Below are 18,539 nucleotides of genomic sequence, written 5' to 3' on the forward strand. Positions count from 1 at the left end.
CCTCAACCACCATCACTACAACAAGCACCACAACAATAAGACGCAGGACTCAACCATGAATGCCGAACATCAGTCACTCAACCTGTCGCGCCTGTTCCTGATTGGCAACCTGTCCATCTTCATGATTGGCCTGGGCTTTGCCGTGCGCGCCAACATTGCCGGCGATTTGCAGCGCGACATTTTCGACGTGCTCGATGTGGCCAACTCGGCGGCGATGGTGGGCGAGGCGCTGGGTATCACCTTCACCGGCTTTGCCCTGACCCTGCTGTTCGGCTCGGCCCTGGTGGACCTGGTGGGCATGCGCGTCATGCTGCTGCTGTCGGCAACGGGCTATATCCTTGGCAGCGCGCTGGTGCTGGCCGCCGCCTGGCTGCCGGTATCGGCGGATTCCTACTGGCTGGTGCTGGCCGGCCTGCTGCTGACCGGCCTTGGCTGGGGCGCCGTTGAAGCCGCCAGCAACCCACTGATCGCCACCCTCTATCCACGGGAGAAAACCCACCGCCTGAATATCCTCCACGCCTGGTGGCCGGCCGGCATTGTGGTCGGCGGGCTGGCGGGGGTGGGGCTGGCGGCGCTCGGGCTAACGTGGCAGCTCAACCTGCTGCTGTTGATAGTGCCGGGGTTGGTGATGCTGGTACTGGTGCTGGGCACCGAATTCCCGGTGACCGAACGGGTGGCCTCGGGGGTGAGTTACGCCGAGATGTTCGGCGAGCTGAAGCGCCAGCCCATGTTCTTCCTGTGGCTGGCGTGCATGTTCATGACCGCGGCGGCGGAGCTGGCCCCGGGCCAGTGGGTGGATCTGGCCCTGTCGCGGGTGGTGGGCATGGATGGCATTCTGCTGCTGGTGTACATCAGCGCCCTGATGTTTGTGATGCGCCACTTTGCCGGCCCCATCGTCGTGCGTATTTCCTCGATTGGCCTGCTGTGGCTCAGCAGTGTGCTGGCGGTGATCGGCCTGTACGGCCTGGCCCGGGCCGATAGCCCGGTGAGCGCTTTTGTTGCCGCCACCGTGTGGGGCGTAGGGGTGTGCTACCTGTGGCCCACCATGCTCGGCAGTGTGGCCGAGCGCTTCCCCCGTGGCGGCGCGCTGTTTCTCGGACTCACCGGCTTTTGTGGCGGCATGGCCATTCAGTTTGTGCTGCCGCAACTCGGGGCCATCTTCGACCGCGCCAAGCTGGAGGCCGCCGGCGGCGCCGAACGCCTGGCCACCCTGTCCGGTGAAGAGCTGGACGCCGTGCTGCGCTACGCCTCGGTGGAATCCTTCTCTGCCGTGGCCCTGATACCGCTGGCGCTGATTCCGGTGTTCGCCTTTATCGGCTGGCGCGACCGGCGCCAGGCCGCCCCGCGATAGGCCGCCACGGCCCGCAAGCGCCACCGCGCAGGTGACGCTGCCGGCGAATTCACTTACATTGAGTGGCTTGTCCGTCTGCCAGGCGCCTGCCGCTATGACCCAAGCGCTGTCCCTCCGTTATTTTCTGGTCGCCAATTACCTGCTGGTGCTGGCCATCACCACCTGGATAGCGCGAGATGCCCTGCTGGGCGCGCTGCCAGCGGCGCTTTTCGCCCTGCTGGTGCTTGCCACCTACAGCCTGCTGTATTTACTGCCCACAATTGCCATCAGCGCCCTGGCCTGGCGCCTTCACCACCTGGCGGGCAGGGTGTGTGCTGTGGTGCTGGCCTCGGCGACCGTGTTGTTGCTGCTGGCCGACAGCCGCATTCACGCAATGTACGGCTTTCATATCAACGGCTTTGTGTGGAACCTGCTGACCACCCCCGGCGGCATTGCCTCCATGGGCGGCAGCGCCAGCGCCGAAATCACCGCGGCCCTGCTGTGCCTGGCGGTGGTGCTGCTGCAGGCTGGGCTGATGCTCACCCTGGGGCGGCGCGCCCCGGCCCGGCGCTGGCCCTGGGGGCGCATTGCCGCCCTGGTGCTGTGCGTGATGGTCATCGAGCGCATTGCCTATGGCCTCAGCCACCTCACGGCTTATCGCCCGGTGCTGGCGGCCGCGCGCGAGGTGCCCTTCTACCGGCCCACCACCTTTCGCACCTTTGCTGCCCGGCTGGGCTATGAAATGCAGCGTCGCAGCGAGATGAGGGTTGCCGACGGCGGCCGCCTGCTGTACCCGCGGGCGCCAATCGAATTCGACAAAAATGCCCCCACCCCCAATATCGTCTGGCTGGTGGGGGAGTCCCTGCGCTGGGACATGCTGGACCCCACCATCATGCCCAACGCCTGGCGCTTTGCCGCCAAGGGGCGGCGCTACACCAATCATTTCAGCGGTGGCAACGGCACCCGCATGGGCATGTTCTCCCTGTTTTACGGCCTGCCGGGCAACTACTGGTCGTCATTTTTGGACGCGCGGCAGCCGCCCATGCTGATCACTACCCTGCAGCAGCAGAACTACCAGTTTGGCCTGTATACCAGTGCCAAGTTTAGCTATCCCGAGTTTGATAAAACGCTGTTTGCCTCGCTGCCGGCATCCACCATGACCAGCGACGACCAGGGCAAGGGCTGGCAGCGCGACCGGCGCAACGTAACGCGACTGCTGGACTTTGTTGAACAGCGCGATGCCAGCCGGCCCTTCTTTGCCTTCATGTTTTTCGAGTCGTCCCACGCCCAGTATTACTTCCCGCCGGAAAGCGTGCTGCGCCCGGACTACCTGCGCGACTTCAATTACGCGACGGTGGACGTGCAAGCCAATATCGATGGCATCTTCGCCCGCTATGTCAACGCCAGTCACCACCTGGACAGCCAGTTGGGCCGGGTGTTTGACTACCTTGAGAGCAGCGGCCTGTTGGACAACACCATCGTGGTGATGACCGGCGATCACGGCGAAGAGTTCCTGGAAGAAGGGCGCTGGGGCCACAACTCCGCCTTCCACAACGAGCAACTGCATGTGCCGCTGGTGCTGTACGCCCCGGGCCTGGCGCCCGGTGTGTTTGACCACCCCACCAGCCACCTGGACGTGGTGCCCACCCTGATGCCCAGGCTTGGCGTTCGCAACCCGCGCCGGGATTATGCCCTGGGCATGTCGCTGGACGAGGTGCCCGACGAGCGCTACCGGCTGGCGGCGAACTGGGATGCCCTGGCCTATATCGGCAAGGACCACAAAGTTGTGATGCCGCTCAAGGCCTCCGGGGTGCTGGATACGGTGGTGGAGGAGGCTGACGACGATGCGGTGGCCAATGACGACCAGGTACTGGCTGGCCTCAGTTCGGAATTGGCGGCGGTGCTGGAAGATCTGGCGCACTTCTACCGGCGGCGGGCCAACGCCAGCTGAGCGCATCGCCGGCGCAGTCGGCGCTGCTGCGTTTCAGGGCTCCATGCCCAGCAGCGCCCGCCGCAGCTCCGGCCGGCTGGTGTCCGGCGATACCCAGATGGCGAGAAAACTGGGGCCGAAGTCGGCGTCGGCAATCTCGCCCAGGGTTTCGCCGTTATGGCTGAACTGGCTGCTGCCCTCGTTGATATCCAGCACCAGCACATCGCCCTCGCTCACGTTTGGCCAGAGTCCGGCCAGCAGGCTCAGCCACTCAGCCTGTGAGGGGTGTTCCTGCCCCAGGTGGCGCCATTCCTTGGCGGTCTGCTTCACCAGCGCTGCGCTGTCGATGTCGCGCAGGTAGGTAATTTCCAGGCGCAGCGGGCGCGCATCCGGCTGGTAACGGCCGCCGGGGGCAAAAAGGCGGGAGTGGTACACCTCCCACAGCAGCACCTGCAGGCGGGCCTCGCCCACCAGTGCCAGGTTGTTGCCGGGCTGGGCTGTCTCGGGCTGGGCTGTCTCGGGCTGGGTTGGCACGGTCTGAGCTGTCTCGGTCTGAGCTGTCACGAGCACAGCGGCGCCAAGCAGCGCGGTGAGGGTAAGCATGGCAATGGCCCTCTTCATGGCTGCCGCCGGATGCGGGTGGTGACAAGGCACAGGGCGGGCAGCAGCACCATCCACAGCGGTACCAGTAGCAGCAGGGTCGCGCTGGCGCCCAAGTCGAAAGCCACCGCCCCCAACCGCTCGCCCACCAGGTAGTTGCCCGCCGCCGGGGCGCCCAGCAGGGCCGCCAGCCAGGGCCGCCGGCGCAGGGCGTCCAGGCTGCGGTTCAGGGTGGTGGCAAAGGCGAACCACAGGCCCAGCAGCCACAGGGGAATGGGGCCGGCGCTGTCGAAGCGAAATACGCCGGCAAGGCTCAAGGCGCTGTCGATGCCCGCCCCCAGCAGGGCCACCGGCAGCAGGGCCAGCAGCTCCTGCGCGGCTGAGCGCACCAGCGCCAGGTGCAACACCAGCAAGGCCACCAGCACCGCCAGCAGCGGCTCGCGCCCGAGCACGGCGCACAGCCAGCATAGCTGGAACCACAGGGCGTTGAACCACCAGCGCTCGACCAGGGGCGTCGCGGCGCCGGGGGCGGCGCTATCGTGCTTGGGAGAGTGGGCTGCCATCATGCAGGGGATACGCGGGCAGCGCCGGGGTGGATCAGCCCTCGTCTTCCTCGACCGCCCAGCCGCCGCCGATGCTGGCGGCCAGTTCCGCCGCCGCCGACAGCTGGTTGGCGGTGACGTTCACCTGGGTGCGGCGGGCGTTGAGGGTGGTGTTCTGGGCCACCGCCACTTCCAGGAAGGACACCAGGCCGCTCTGGTAGCGGTTCTTGATCACCCGCTCGTTCTCTTCCGCCAGCTGCACCAGCCGCGCCTGCTGCACTGCCTTTTCCTTGAGGATGGCGGTGGTGGCCAGGGCGTTTTCCACGTCGCGCAGGCTGTCCAGCACGGTCTGGCGGTAGGCGGCCACCTGTTCGTCGTAGCGGGCGATGGCGGCATCCTCGGCGGCGCGGCGGCGGCCGCCGTCGAACAGGGTCTGGGCCAGCGACGGGCCCACCGACCAGAAGCGCGCGGGGCTGTCCCACAGGTCGTCCAGTACGGTGCCATTGACGCCGCCGCTGGCGCTGATGCTGAAGTCCGGCAGCCAGGCGGCAATGGCCACGCCGATGCTGGCGTTGGCGCTGGCCACCGCCCGCTCGGCCACCACCACGTCGGGGCGGCGGGCAATCAGCTGGCCGGGAATCTGGGCCGGAATGGCGGGCACGCTGGGCATCAGCGGCGCCGGGGCAAGGCTGAAGTTGACCGGCGCCCGCCCCAGCAGGGCGGCCACGGTGTTCTCCTCGATGGCGCGCTGGGCCTGCAGGTCGTAGAGGTCCGAGCGCTGGGACTGGAGCTGGGTTTCGGCCTGGATCACGTCGGCCCGGGATACAATGCCGGCCTCGTACTGGTTGTGGGTGAGCTGGGCCGAGCGCTCGGAGGCGGCCAGGGTCTGCTCCAGAATCTGGTGCTGTAAATCCAGCGCCCGCAGGTTGATGTAGCTGTTCACCACCGCCAGCTGGATGGACAGCCGCACGGCGGCGAGGTCTGCCGCGCTGCCCTGCAGGGCGGCGGTGTCGGCCTCCACCTGGCGGCGCACCCGGCCCCACAGGTCCGGCTCCCAGCTGATGTCCAGGCTGGCGCTGGAGCGCTCGTTGACGAAGGCATCGGTAGCATCGTTGCGCGACTGGCTGATGCGTGCGCCCAACTCCGGGTAGTAGCCGCTGCGGCTGGACTGCTGCTGGGCCAGGGCCGCCCGGTAGCGGGCCTCGGCCTGGGCCAGGGTCAGGTTGTTGCCGCTGGCCTCTTCCACCAGGGTGTTCAGGGAGGCATCGGCAAAGGCCTGCCACCAGTTGCCGCTGCCGGCCCAGGGCTGCGCCGGCAGCTGCCGCCAGCCGCTGTCGTACTTCAGGGCCGGGGGCGAGGCTACCTCAGGCGGCTGGTAGTCCGGCCCCACCGTGCAGGCCGAGAGCAGCCCCGCCGTGAGGGCGGTGGCCAGTATGGGTCGCAGTGTCTTTATCGATGCCATGATGATGTCTGGGCGCAATTTGGTGAGTGTCAGGTGGCGGCCGCTTCGGCCGGGTCCTTGCGCCGCCGCAACACGCGCTGGCGCAGGTTCTCAAAGTACAGGTAGACGGCGGGCGTGGTGTAGAGCGTCAGCACCTGGGACAGGGCCAGGCCGCCAAAAATGGTAATGCCCAGGGGGCGGCGCAGTTCGGCGCCATCGCCAAAACCCAGAATCAGCGGCACCGCGCCCAGCATGCCGGCCATGTTGGTCATCAGGATGGGGCGCAGGCGCAGCAGGGCGGCGCGGTGAATGCCCTCCCGCGGGGCCAGGCCCTCCCGGCGCTGCAGTTCCAGCGCCACGTCGATCATCATGATGGCGTTTTTCATCACAATGCCGATCAGCAGGAACAGGCCCAGCAGGGCGATCAGGCTCAGGTTCTGCCCGCCCAGGTACAGGGCCAGCAGGGCGCCCAGGCCCGCCGGCGGCAGGGTGGAAAGAATGGTCAGCGGGTGCAGGGTGCTTTCGTACAGCACCCCCAGCACCAGGTACACCGCCAGCAGCACGGCGGCAAACACCCAGGGGTCGTTCAGGGCCTGGCCCAGGTCGTTGGGCGCGGGCGGCGCCTGGTGTACCTCGCTCGGCAGCACCACGTCGTTGAGGATCCGGGCGATGGCCGCGTCGGCCTCGGCCTGGGTGACCCCCGCCGCCAGGCTGTAGCCAATGCCCATGGAGGCGAACTGGCCCTCGTGGCGCACCCGGTCCTCGGCCATGCCGTAGCTCCAGGTGGCAAAGGTGGCAAAGGGCACCCGCTGGCCGTCGGCGGTCAGCACCTGCAGGCGCGACAGGGCGGCGGGGCTGGCGGTGTGCCGCGGGTTCAGTTCCATCACCACCCGGTACTGGTTGAGCTCGTCGTACAGGGTGGCCACCTGGCGCTGCGAGAAGGAGTTGTTCAGCACCGAGGCCACCGACTGCATGTTCACGCCCAGGCGGCGGGCCTCTTCGCGGTTGATGTCCAGCACCACCTGGCGGGCCTCGTCGTCATCCACCGAATCCACATCGCTCAGCAGGGGGCTCTGCTCCATGGCGGCGGCGACAATGCGCGACCACTTTTTCAGGGCTGCCAGCGAGTCCGAGCGCAGCACCACCTCGTATTCGCTGTTGCCGAAGGGGCGGCGGGGGGCGTTCAGGTCCTGGTCCACCGCCAGCATCATCATGGCGCCCGGCACTTTGGGGGCGTTGTCGCGCAGCCGGTCCACCACCGCCTGGGCGGATACCTTGCGCTCGCTCAGCGGCTTCAGCTTGATGGTGAGCTGGGCGTTGGTGAGGCCGCGGCTGCCGCCGCTGGTGCCGGTCAGGTGCTCCACCGCCGGGTCGGCCAGAATGTACTGGCGGAACACCTCGATCTTGGGCTGCATCACCTGGAAGGAAAACCCGTCGTCGCCGCGCACAAAGCCGCGAATCTGGCCGGTGTCCTGCTGGGGCAGCGCCTCCTCGGGCAGGTGGGTGGCCAGCCACACACTGGCGGCAATCGCCAGTACCAGCGCCAGCAGGGCCAGGGGGCGGTGGCCCAGCATCCAGTCGAGCGAGCGGCCGTAGCCCCGGGCGAGCCCGGCGAACAGGGCGCTGGCGCGGCGGCTGGCGGGCTGGGTGGCGGACTGGCTGGCGGCATCCTGCGGGCGCCGGCGAATCCACGCGGCGCACAGGGCCGGGGTGAGGGTGAGAGACACCAGCAGGGAAATCAGCATGGCCGCCACCAGGGTGATGGAGAACTCCTCGAACAGCTGCCGCACCATGCCGCCCATCAGCAGGATGGACACAAACACCACCGCCAGCGACAGGGTCATGGCCACCAGGGTAAAGCCCAGCTCGCCCACGCTTCTGGTGGCCGCGGCAAAGGGTGAGAGGCCGCCTTCAATGTGCCGCTCGACGTTTTCCAGCACCACAATGGCGTCGTCCACCACCAGCCCGGCGGCCACGATCAGGGCCATCAGCGACAGGTTGTTGAGGGAGAAGCCCCAGAAGTACATCACCACAAAGCTGCCGATCAGCGACACCGGAATGGCCGCCGAGGGGATCAGCGCGGCGCGCAGATCACCCAGGAATAGCCACACCACCACAACCACCAGCGCCGCCGCCAGCAGCAGGGTGATCTGCGCCTCGTGCAGGGTGGAGCGGATGACCGGCGAGCGGTCCATGACGATGGTCAGGTCGGCGTCTTCGGGCAGCAGGTGCTGCAACTGGGGCAGGCGCGCCTTGATGTTGTCGATGGTCTCGACGATGTTGGCGCCGCTCTGGCGGCTGATGGACAGGATCACCGCCGGGTGGTCGTTGTGAAAGCCGCTGCTGAGGCGGTTTTCCACTGAGTCGGTCACGCTGGCCACATCCTCCAGGCGCACCGCGGCGCCGGCGTTGTAGCGCACAATCAGCTTGCGGTAGGCCTCGGCGGTGCGCAGCGGGTCGCTGGTCTGCACCTGCCAGCGGTACTGGCCCTGTTCGGTGTAGCCCATGGGGCGCAGGGCGTTGCTGCGGGCGATGGCATTGCGCACTTCATCCAGGGCAATGCCGTACTGCAGCAGCGCGCCCGGGTCCAGTTGCACTCGCACCGCCGGCAGCGAGGCGCCGTCCACCGACACCTGGGCCACCCCGGCAATCTGCGCCAGTTTCTGCGCCAGAATGGTGGAGCCGGTGTCATAGAGCTGGCTGGGGGAGAGGGTGGCGGAGCTGAGCGCCAGGGCCATCACCGGCGCCTGGGACGGGTCCATCTTGCGGTACTCGGGGTTGCCGGGCATGCCCGCGGGCAGCTCGCTGCGCACCGCGTTGATGGCGGCCTGCACTTCCCGGGCGGCTTCGTTCAGGTCGCGCTCCAGATCGAACATCAGGGCCACATCCACCGAGCCCTGGCGGCTGGAAGAGGAGATGGCGGTAACCCCGGAAATGCTGCCCAGCTGGCGCTCCATCGGCGTGGCCACGGTGCTGGCCATGCTCTCGGGGCTGGCCCCGGGCAGGCTGGCGCTCACCACAATCATCGGCACATCCAGCTGCGGCAGCGGCGCCACCGGCAGCAGGCGCCAGCACAGCAGGCCGCACAGCACCAGCGCCAGGGCCAGCAGGGTAATGCCCACTGGCCGGCCCACCATGGCGGATACCGGGTTCACGCGGGGGCTTGCGCCGGCGCGGCAGCGCCATGGCGACGGCCGGTGAGACGATCAAAAAACAGGTACACCACCGGCGTGGTGAACAGGGTCAGCACCTGGCTCACCAGCAGGCCGCCCACCATCACCACCCCCAGGGGCTGGCGCAGCTCGGCGCCGGAGCCCCCCGCCAGCATCAGCGGCAAGGCGCCGAACAGGGCGGCCAGGGTGGTCATCAGAATGGGGCGGAAGCGCAGCAGCGCGGCCCGGTGAATGGCCTGCCGGGGGCTGAGGCCCTGGTTGCGCTGGGCATCCAGGGCGAAGTCCACCATCATGATGCCGTTTTTCTTCACCAGCCCGATCAGCAGCACAATGCCCACCACCGAGATCATGTCCAGCGCCCGGCCGCTGAGCAGCAGGGCCAGCAGGGCGCCCACGGTGGCCGAGGGCAGGGTGGACAGAATGGTGACCGGGTGCACGGTGCTCTCGTAGAGCACGCCGAGCACAATGTACATGGTGAGCACCGCCGCCAGAATCAGCCACAGGGTGTTGGCCAGGGAGTTCTGGAAGGCCGCGGCGGCGCCCTGGAAGGTGGTTTCGATGGCCGGCGGCAGTTGCAGCTCGGCCTGCACGGTTTCGATGGCCGCCACTGCCGCGCCCAGGGATGCCCCCTCGGCGAGGTTGAAGGACAGGGTTGTGGCCGGGAACTGGCCCTGGTGGTTGATCAGCAGCGGCGCGCTGCGCTGGCGGATGGTGGCCACGGTGGACAGGGGCGTGGGCGTGCCGCTGGCGGTGGTGACAAAAATCTGCCGCAGGCTGTCGGGGCCGGTGAACAGGGCCGGGTCCACTTCCAGGATCACCCGGTACTGGTTGGCCTGGGTGAACAGGGTGGCAATCTGGCGCTGGCCGAAGGCGTTGTAGAGGGTGTCGGCAATGTCGGTCACATCCAGCCCCAGGCGGGCGGCGGCGTCGCGGTCGATGTCCACGTAGGCCTCCATGCCCTGCTGCTGCAGGTCGGCCGCCACGTCGGCGAGTTCCGGCCGCGCATTCAGGGCCGCCACCAGCGGCGGCACCCATTCCCTGAGCATGTCGCTGTCCAGGCTGGTGAGGGTGAACTGGTACTGGGTGCGGCTCACCCGGTCCTCGATGGTGAGCTCCTGCACCGGCTGGAACCAGGCGGTAATGCCTGCAACCTCTGCGGCGCGCTGGCGCAGGCGCTCCATCACCGCGAACACGCTCTCGCTGCGCTCACTGTGGGGCGGCAGGTTGATCAGGATGCGACCGCTGTTGAGGGTGATGTTGGTACCGTCCACGCCGATGAACGACGACAGGCTGTCGATGCCCGGGTCTTGCAGCAGCGCCTGGGCCAGCTGTTGCTGGCGCTCGGCCATGGCGCTGAAGGAAATGTCCTGGGGGGCCTCGGTCACCACCTGGATCACGCCGCTGTCCTGCACCGGGAAGAAGTCCTTGTCCACCAGCAGGTAAAGCAGGCCGGTGAGCACAATGGTGGCCACCATCACCAGCAGGGTCGGGCCCTGGCGGTCCAGCACCCAGTCCAGGCCGCGGCCGTAGCGGGCAATCACGCCGCTGAGGAAGTCCTCGCCCTCGGCGGCCGGCGGGTTGGCCAGCATGCGCGCGCACATCATCGGGGTGAGGGTGAGGGACACCACCAGCGAAATGATGATAGCCACCGCCAGGGTGACGGCAAACTCGTGGAACAGGCGCCCGACCACATCCGGCATGAACAGCAGCGGGATCAGCACCGCCACCAGCGAAAACGTCAGCGAGGTGAGGGTAAAGCCGATCTCCGCCGCGCCCTTCAGGGCCGCCGCCATGGGCGATTCGCCCATCTCCCGGTGGCGGGCCACGTTCTCCAGCATCACGATGGCGTCGTCCACCACAAAGCCGGTGGCGATGGTCAGCGCCATCAGGGTCAGGTTGTTGATGGAAAAGCCCATCAGGTACATGAAGGCAAAGGTGCCCACCAGCGACAGGGGCACGGCGATGCTGGGGATCAGCGTGGCGGGCAGGCTGCGCAGGAACACAAAGGTGACCGCCACGACCAGAAAGACCGCGAACAGCAGCTCCTTCTGGGTGTCGCGCACCGAGGCGCGAATGCTGTGGGTGCGGTCGGTCAGCACCGTGACGTCCACCGAGTCCGGCAGGGTGGCGGTGAGCTGGGGCAGCAGTTCGCGCACCCGGTCGGTCACCTCAATCACATTGGCGCCGGGCTGGCGCTGCACATTCAGCAGCACGGCGGGGGCGTCGTCCGCCCAGGCGGCGAGGAAGCGGTCCTCGGCGCCGTCGATCACCGTGGCCACATCCCCCAGCCGCAGGGGGGCGCCGTCCTGCCAGGTGACGATCAGCTTGCGGTAGTCGGCCACCGAGCGAATCTGGTCGTTGGCGTCCAGCATGGTGCTGCGGGTCGGCCCGTCAAAGCTGCCCTTGGGCTGGTTGGTGTTGGTGGCGGCAATGGTCTGGCGCACATCGTCCAGGCTCAGGCCATAGGCCGCCAGCGCCATCGGGTTCACCAGCACCCGCAGGGCCGGGCGCTGGCCGCCGGCCAGGCTCACCATGCCCACGCCCGACAGCTGGGCCAGCTTCTGCGCCATGCGCGTGTCCACCATGTCGTGCACCTGGGGCAGGGGCAGGCTGGGGGAGGTAATGGCCAGGGTGAGGATGGGCGCATCCGCCGGGTTTACCTTGCGGTACACCGGCGGCGTGGGCAGGTCACCGGGCAGCAGGTTTTGGGCGGTGTTCATGGCCGCCTGCACCTCCTGCTCGGCCACGCCCAAATCCACCCCCAGGTCAAACTGCAGGGTAATCACCGAGGCGCCGCCGGAGCTGGTGGAGGACATCTGCTTGAGGCCGGGAATCTGCCCCAGGTGGCGCTCCAGCGGAGCGGTGATGGTGCGCGCGGTCACCTCCGGCCCGGCGCCGGGCTGGAAGGTGAAAATCTGGATGATGGGGTAATCCACCTGGGGCAGGGCCGCCACCGGCAGCAGGCGCCAGGCGATCAGGCCGGTGGCCAGAAAGGCCAGCATCAGCAGCGAGGTGGCCACCGGGCGCAGAATAAAGGGGCGGGACAGGTTGCTCACAGGGGCGGCCTCAGCTGCGGCCGGGGGGCGGCCCGCGGCGCTCGCCGCCTGCCGGGCGCTCGCCGCGCGGGCCCCGGGGCGCACCCTCGGGGCGCTCGGCCCCGGGCGATGCTGTGCTGGCGGCACCGGTGGTGTTGGCGGAAATCTCCTCCCCGTCGGCGCCAATCAGGCTGACCGCGCGGCCGTCCCGCAGCCGGTCCAGCCCTTCCAACACCACCAGTTCGCCCGGGGCGAGGCCGCTGTTCACCGCCACCCGGTCGTCGGCAGACACGCCCAGGCTCACCTCGCGCACAAAGGACTTGCCGTCTTCCACCACATACACATAGCTGCGGTCGGTGCCGTACTGCACCGCGTCGGCGGGGATGGTCACCACCGACGCCAGCGTGTTCAGGCGCAGCTGCACGTTCACAAACTGGTTGGGGAACAGGGCACCGTCGTCGTTTTCAAAGCGGGCCCGCACCCGCAGGGTGCCGGTGGTGGTGTCGATCTGGTTGTCCAGGGTGGTGAGCACGCCGCTGGCCAGCACCTGCTGCTCGTTGCGATCGAGCACCTGTACCGGCAGGGCCGTATCGCCACCAAAGGCCCGGCGCAGGGCCTGCACATCGCCCTCGGGCACCGTGAAATTCACCGCGATGGGCTGCAACTGGGTGATGCTCACCAGCCCCTCGGCATCCGAGCTGGTGACCAGGTTGCCGGCATCAACCCGGCGCAGGCCGAGCTTGCCGGCAATGGGTGCTTCGATGCGGGTCCAGGACAGTTGCAGTTTGGCGTCCTGCACCTGGGCCTGGTTGGCGCGCACGGTGCCCTCCAGCTCCTTCACCAGGGCGCGCTGTGCGCTGAGCTGCTGGCGGGCGATGGAGTCCTGCTGCCACAGGTCTTCGTACAGGGCGAGGTCGGTGCGGGCGTTTTCCAGTTTGGCGGTGTTCTGCTGCAGCTGGCCCTCGGCCTGATCCAGCTGGGCCTGGTAGGGCAGCGGGTCAATCACCGCCAGCAGGTCGCCCTGCTGCACCGCGGCGCCCTCTTCAAAGGCGATATCCTGCAACACCCCGTTGACCCGGCTGCGCACCGTGACGGTGTTCAGCGGTGTTACGGTGCCGATGGACTTGAGCTGCACATTGAGCGCGCCCAGCTCGGCCGCCTCGGCGCGCACCGCCGCCGGGGCGTCGAAGGCCATGCGCCGCCAGTTTTGCTGTGGGTCCGGCGCGGGGCTGCCGCTCAGCAGATACCAGCCGCCGATCAGCACGGCCAGGGCGCAGCCGCCGGCGATCAGACTATTGCGGCGCGAAGGGGGCGTGGGTAACTCGGTCATGGGCGGGGTCTAAAGTCGGCTGAGGCTACTGAATGCCGAACTTTAGTGGAGATTACCGCCGATAAGTACCGGATTTACACAATTTTACCCGCTGGGCGGTCAGGCGAAATCACTGCTCATCAGCTGGCGCACTACCTGGGCCCGCTCCAGCGGTGCCATGGTCACCACCTGGGACACCAGCTGGCCCATCTCCTCGGGGAAGATGATTTCCTCGTCGCCCCGCAACAGCCCGTCCACAATAATGCGGCCGGCGTCTTCAACGCTGAGCGCCTGGGAGGAATCAAAGGCATTGCCGGCAATCATCTCGGTGGCGACAAAGCCGGGGTAGATACCGGTAACCCCCACCGGGGATTCCAGCAGTTCTGCCCGCAGGCCGTCGATCATCATGCGCGCTCCCGCCTTGCTGGCGTTGTAGGCGTGCTCGAAGGGGCAGCCGGCAAAGGCGCCGAGGCTCGCCACCACCGCAAAGCGGCCAGCGCCGCGCTTGAGCAGCGCGGGCAGCAGGCGGGCGGCAAACACGTAGTTGGCGGTGAGGTTGGTGTCGATCTGGGCCTTCGCAATGCGCCAGTCGAAGTGCTCAATGCGCTGGGGGGTATCCAGGCCGGCGTTCAGCAGCACCAGGTCGATGTCCGGGTGCTGGTCGCACACCTGTTCGAGCAGGGCATCCAGCGCCTCGAAATCGGTAACGTCAATGTAGTAGGGCGTGATGCGGGCGCCATCGCCAAGGCTGGCCATCAGCGCTTCCATCGGCTCCCGCGAGCGGTTCAGCGCCACCAGCTCCACATTGCGCTGGGTAAGCTCGCGGGCCACGCTTGCGCCAATGCCGCGGCCGCAGCCGGTGATCAAAACCTTGTTGTAGTGGGTCATGGTGCGCTCCTGTGCCGTTTGCCCGGTGGGGGCAGGATGAGTTGCAGGCGGGGTGACAAAACGCCTGCGAGTATAGCGGCACCGGGGTGCGCAAACTGTCGGCGCTCAGACAGAGCGCGGCTAGGTTTAGGCAAGTGCGGCTAAGCGCCGGCTCAGCCTGGCCCGGCGGTGAGCGATTCCACCCGGTGAAAACCGTAGGCCGGCGCCAGCTGCTCCTGCACCCGCGGCAGCGCCTGCTGCAGTTGCTCGGGCAGTTGCCAGGGCGGGTTCAGCATCAGCAGGCCACTGGCGGTCATGCCGTAGCCGTCGTTGTCCGCCTGCAGGCCAAGCTCGCTCTGCCACAGGTCCGCAAGGCCCGCCGCCACCAGCTGCTGCACCATCGCCCTGACCCGCTCCCTGCTCACCACCGGGTACCACAGCAAAATCACCGCGCCGCGCATGCGCCGGTGCAGGCGAATCACCAGCTCGGCGGCGCGATCGTAGTCGTCCTTTACCTCGTAGGGCGGGTCAATCAACACCAGCGCGCGCTTGTATACACCGGGCAGCAGGCCTTGGCAGCGAAAGCCGTCCTCCTGCTGCACACGGATGCGGCGGTCGCGGCCCATCGCCTCGCGCAGCGCGGCGTGTTCCTGCGGGTGTAACTCAAACAGCGCCAGGCGATCCTGCTCGCGCAGCAGCTGCCGGGCAATCAGCGGCGACCCCGGATACTGCCGCTGTGCCAGCAGCGGCGATACCGCCTTCTGGTAGCACCCGATCAGGCTGCGCCCGGGCGCGGGGGTGGCCGCCAGCAGGGCCGGCCAATCCAGGCCCAGCACGCCGCCCCGCGCCTCCGCCGTCTTGCGCGCGCGCTCATCGTCCAGGCGATAGCAGCCGGCACCCGCGTGGGAATCGACATACAGCAGCGGCGCCGGCTTGCGGGTCATGTAATCCAGCGTGCCACACAGCACCAGGTGCTTGAGCACATCGGCAAAATTGCCGGCGTGAAAACCGTGTTGATAGGAGAGCAGGACGGACATCCTCATAGCGCGCCGCGGGCGCGGGGTGGGGCAGTGTACCGCTGGTGTGGGGGGGTGTCAGCAGGGTGGTGGTGGCCGGTTCGGCGCTCGGTCTACTCCAGCATCCATGCGTGCGCCGGGTCGTTGTGAAAAATCCATTCCCGTTTTGGCCCGGCCATGACATTGAGGTAGTACAGGTCGTAGCCATGGGGCGCGCCAACGGGGTGGTAGCCACGTGGCACCATGACAACATCGCCGTCTTCCACCGCCATGGTTTCATCGAGGCTGCGATCGTCGGTATACACCCGCTGGAAGGCGAACCCCTGGGGGGGGGACAGGCGATGGTAGTAGGTTTCTTCCAGGTGGGTTTCCCGGGGAGCGTCGTCGGTGTCGTGCTTGTGCGGCGGATAGCTGGACCAGTTGCCGTTGGGCGTAATGACCTCCACCACCAGCAGGCTTTCTGCATCACCATTGCCGAACAGAATATTGCAGATCAAGCGGCGGTTGCTGCCGCTGCCTCGCTCGCTGCGTTCGCAGTCTTGCGGGTGTATCAGCCGCGGCGGGAAACGGCCACTGGCAGGGGCGGAGCACACGGCCAGTTCCAGGTCGGTGTCTGCGGTGACGGTGTAGTCGCAACCCGGCGGGACGTAAACTGCGTAGGGGGCTTTGCCTTCAAACGGACCGCTGCGATCGCCAATACCGTCCCAGGCCCGGGCACCGGCACGCACGCTGGCACGCCCCCCCACCAGCACCAGGCACAGTTCCCGGTCTTCACTGTTGCGCACGAGCGTACGCCCGGCCTCGAGGTGGTAGCAGTCGAACCCCACATAGCGCCAGCCGGCGGACGCGGGGGTGATGTGCTGGGTGCGCCCGCTGTCGTCGGGCGCCTGGCGGCGGCAGAGCAGGTGAGACATGGTGTCCTCCGGGGTTGCGGGGCGCTCAGCGCGCCCGGTTGCCGGTGTTCAAGGGCAGGTTAAGGGGTTTGGCAATGTCGGCCCAGTCGACAAACTTGAAGTTGGAGCCTTCGCGCTTGCCGCCGTTTTCATCGTAGACCTGGGGCTGGTTGTCCCCGTCGTGCATCACCAGCAGCCCCGCGGGAAAGGCTTCGCCGAGGGCGACATTGGTCACCATCATGCCGTCGGTTTCGTTCACGCCATCCACGCCGTCCCCGTCGTCCACCCGGAACGAGCCGAGATAGGTGTTGTCATTGCTACGGTCGTAGACCGCTACGGTGTTGTCGCCCTGGCTGGAAACCAGCAGGTAGCCCTTGCCCTTGCCAGCATCGTAAATCGTCAGCCCTTCCAGGTCGACGCGCAGGTGTTCGTCGCCCAGCCCCGGGTTCTGGTCAAACAGCAGCTTGCAGGCGTATTCCCCTTCGGCGTCATCCCAGGTGCGTTGGTAGGGCACGCCGAACTCGGCCGCACGGGCGAACAGTTGCCACTGGCCGCTATCCTGCGGTGCATCCAGGGCGATACGCCAGATCCCCACATTTTCCTGCGCCAGGTACAGGGCGTTGTGGGCGGCATCGGCCACCATGCCCTCAAACTGGGGTCGGTCGGCATCTTCGTCGGTGCAGGGTGTCCAGCGGCTGTCACCGGCGTCGAATGCATGCGGGAAGTCCAGCCTGGCCACCACCGTGTAGCCGATGGTGCCGGCATCGCGCTCGCCCAATTCCAGTACTGCAACCTGGGTGGTGCTGTTCTGGCTGACCAGCGCCATGGTTTTACCCTGGTGCTGGTAGGTCGCCAGGCCATAGGCGGTATAGCCTTCGTTGATGGCTTGCTGGCTATCGCTGAAGATCGCCCCGACACCGGATGCGGTGATCTCCGACAGCAGATACTGGCCGTCGTTGTTGGGGCTCATGGCAAAGATCGCCAGGGTATCGAGGCCGCGGTCGGAGGCGACAACGAGGTCTGTCGGCTTGCCCTGCAGGGGAAAACGGTACACCACCTCGGCGTTGTTCAACCGGCCAGGGGCGTTGTCGCAGTCGCTGTTGTCGTTCGGGCAGGCGGGCGCCGGCCGCCCCGGGATGTGTTGCAGAAGCTTGCCGTCCAGGGTGTACAGATCCAGGCCCCCTTCCTTGAGTGTACCGGCGACCAGGCTTTCGCCCGGCTGCTGGGGGTGAATCCAGATGGCGGGGTCATCCACATCGGTAAAATTGCCGGGGGCATCGTCAAAATGGGGCCGCGTTTCCAAGGTGGCGGTAACGCTGATGGGCTCGGCAGCGCCCAGGTGGGCGGCAGCGAACAATGTCATGGCGCATATCGGGGCTTTCAGTCGGGAGTGCTGTGTCATGTTATGGATTCCTTCTGGGTTGTGATCCTGAGTCCAGACTACAACTCGCGCTTTAACGTCAGACTGGCGGCGGGTGAACAATTGTTCATTTTCTTCTGCGCCTGGCTTTTGTCTTGTCGCCGTTTTGCTTGTTGCGGCCATTGCCGCGGTTGCTGCTGCGAGCACTGCGTTCGGATGCCAGAGCGGTGGTGAGCGCCTGCGCCAGGCACATAGACGCCGCCAGCGAGCGAAAGCTGAATACCTCGGCATCGTGAATATCAAAAAATACGGTGGCATCGCGGGCGATGGCGTTGAGCGAGCTGTCGGTCAGTACAATGACCGGAACGTTCTTCTCCCGTGCGGCGGCAACCACTTTTGCGGTTTCCTCTGAGTAGGGGCTGTAACTGATGGCTACCAGCACATCGCCGGGCGCCATACTGGCGGCGTGCTCCAGCAGCATGCCGCCCATGCCGGTCAGTAACTGGGCGCGACAATCCAGGTGGTTGAGGTTGTAGTAGATGTAGCTGGCTACCGGGAACGAGCGGCGCTGGCCCATCACGTAGATGAACTCGGCGTCGCGCAGCAGCGCCACGGCCTGTTCCAGCGCCGCCGGGTCGGTTTCGTCTTGCAGGTGCGTCAGCGCATCGCGATTGGCCTCGCAATATTCCTGCAACATGCCTGCCGGAGAGCCGCCTGCCGCGGACTCGCGTTCCGCCACCTCGCGGAAGCGCTCCTTGTAGCTGGCGGAACGGGCGGTGACATGGGCCTGGAAGGTACGTTGCATTTCGCTGAAGCCGGAGTAGCCAAAAGCCTTGGCAAAGCGAATGAGGGCGGAGGGCTGAACGCCGGCCCGTTCGGCGATTACAGCGGTGGTTTCCATGGCCATAATGGTGGGGTTATCCCAGGCAAACTTGGCGATCTGTCGCAGGCGCTTGCTCAGGGACTCGTAGCGCTCGGACATCAAAGTGCGCAGCGAGTCATAGTCCTGGGGAGGGTTGGCTGTCATGTTGGTGTCGTCCTGG

Annotated in this window: 13 protein-coding genes; 2 read left to right on the top strand and 11 right to left on the bottom strand. The window is 67.0% G+C overall.

Annotated elements, in window-relative coordinates; all coding sequences use genetic code 11:
* Positions 1 to 55: 55 nt before the first annotated feature.
* Together DDZ17_RS17230 and DDZ17_RS17235 are read left to right on the top strand one after the other, a co-directional pair.
* Positions 56 to 1,351, top strand: coding sequence for an MFS transporter (locus tag DDZ17_RS17230; RefSeq protein WP_116368199.1), 1,296 nt, complete (start codon positions 56 to 58; stop codon positions 1,349 to 1,351).
* Between the two features lie 94 nt (positions 1,352 to 1,445).
* A complete protein-coding gene (locus tag DDZ17_RS17235; RefSeq protein WP_116368200.1) occupies positions 1,446 to 3,281 on the top strand; it encodes a sulfatase-like hydrolase/transferase in 1,836 nt (611 codons plus the stop codon).
* Between the two features lie 33 nt (positions 3,282 to 3,314).
* On the opposite strand, the gene DDZ17_RS17240 is transcribed toward DDZ17_RS17235, so the two are convergent.
* The 11 genes from DDZ17_RS17240 to DDZ17_RS17290 form a co-directional block, all read right to left on the bottom strand.
* Positions 3,315 to 3,881: a chalcone isomerase family protein gene (locus DDZ17_RS17240; protein WP_116368201.1), complete on the bottom strand. Its 567-nt coding sequence runs from the start codon at positions 3,879 to 3,881 to the stop codon at positions 3,315 to 3,317.
* The gene (locus DDZ17_RS17245; protein ID WP_241505934.1) at positions 3,878 to 4,426 is read right to left on the bottom strand and encodes a DUF2878 domain-containing protein; all 549 of its coding nucleotides are present in this window, start codon (positions 4,424 to 4,426) and stop codon (positions 3,878 to 3,880) included. Before DDZ17_RS17245 ends, DDZ17_RS17240 begins: the two co-directional genes overlap by 4 nt.
* Positions 4,427 to 4,457: 31 nt before the next feature.
* On the bottom strand, positions 4,458 to 5,864 hold the full coding sequence (locus DDZ17_RS17250; RefSeq protein WP_116368265.1) for an efflux transporter outer membrane subunit: 1,407 nt from the start codon (positions 5,862 to 5,864) through the stop codon (positions 4,458 to 4,460).
* A gap of 29 nt (positions 5,865 to 5,893) precedes the next feature.
* Positions 5,894 to 8,998 (bottom strand): efflux RND transporter permease subunit, encoded by a 3,105-nt coding sequence (locus DDZ17_RS17255; protein WP_277749334.1) that lies wholly within the window; start codon positions 8,996 to 8,998, stop codon positions 5,894 to 5,896.
* Positions 8,995 to 12,072: a multidrug efflux RND transporter permease subunit gene (locus DDZ17_RS17260; protein ID WP_116368267.1), complete on the bottom strand. Its 3,078-nt coding sequence runs from the start codon at positions 12,070 to 12,072 to the stop codon at positions 8,995 to 8,997. Before DDZ17_RS17260 ends, DDZ17_RS17255 begins: the two co-directional genes overlap by 4 nt.
* A 10-nt stretch (positions 12,073 to 12,082) precedes the next feature.
* Positions 12,083 to 13,381, bottom strand: a complete 1,299-nt coding sequence (locus DDZ17_RS17265; RefSeq protein WP_116368202.1) for an efflux RND transporter periplasmic adaptor subunit — start codon at positions 13,379 to 13,381, stop codon at positions 12,083 to 12,085.
* A 99-nt stretch (positions 13,382 to 13,480) separates the two neighbouring features.
* Entirely contained in the window at positions 13,481 to 14,248 is a 768-nt protein-coding gene (locus DDZ17_RS17270; protein WP_116368203.1) for an SDR family NAD(P)-dependent oxidoreductase, read from the bottom strand.
* 152 nt (positions 14,249 to 14,400) lie between these two features.
* A complete protein-coding gene (locus DDZ17_RS17275; RefSeq protein WP_206613578.1) occupies positions 14,401 to 15,264 on the bottom strand; it encodes a 23S rRNA (adenine(2030)-N(6))-methyltransferase RlmJ in 864 nt (287 codons plus the stop codon).
* A gap of 92 nt (positions 15,265 to 15,356) precedes the next feature.
* Positions 15,357 to 16,157, bottom strand: a complete 801-nt coding sequence (gene iolB, locus DDZ17_RS17280) for a 5-deoxy-glucuronate isomerase (protein ID WP_116368204.1) — start codon at positions 16,155 to 16,157, stop codon at positions 15,357 to 15,359.
* A 25-nt stretch (positions 16,158 to 16,182) separates the two neighbouring features.
* Positions 16,183 to 17,538: a phytase gene (locus DDZ17_RS17285; RefSeq protein ID WP_170150232.1), complete on the bottom strand. Its 1,356-nt coding sequence runs from the start codon at positions 17,536 to 17,538 to the stop codon at positions 16,183 to 16,185.
* Between the two features lie 85 nt (positions 17,539 to 17,623).
* Positions 17,624 to 18,523, bottom strand: a complete 900-nt coding sequence (locus DDZ17_RS17290) for a MurR/RpiR family transcriptional regulator (RefSeq protein ID WP_116368206.1) — start codon at positions 18,521 to 18,523, stop codon at positions 17,624 to 17,626.
* Positions 18,524 to 18,539: the final 16 nt, after the last annotated feature.

The sequence above is a fragment of the Parahaliea mediterranea genome, assembly GCF_003402235.1.
GTDB lineage: Bacteria > Pseudomonadota > Gammaproteobacteria > Pseudomonadales > Halieaceae > Parahaliea > Parahaliea mediterranea.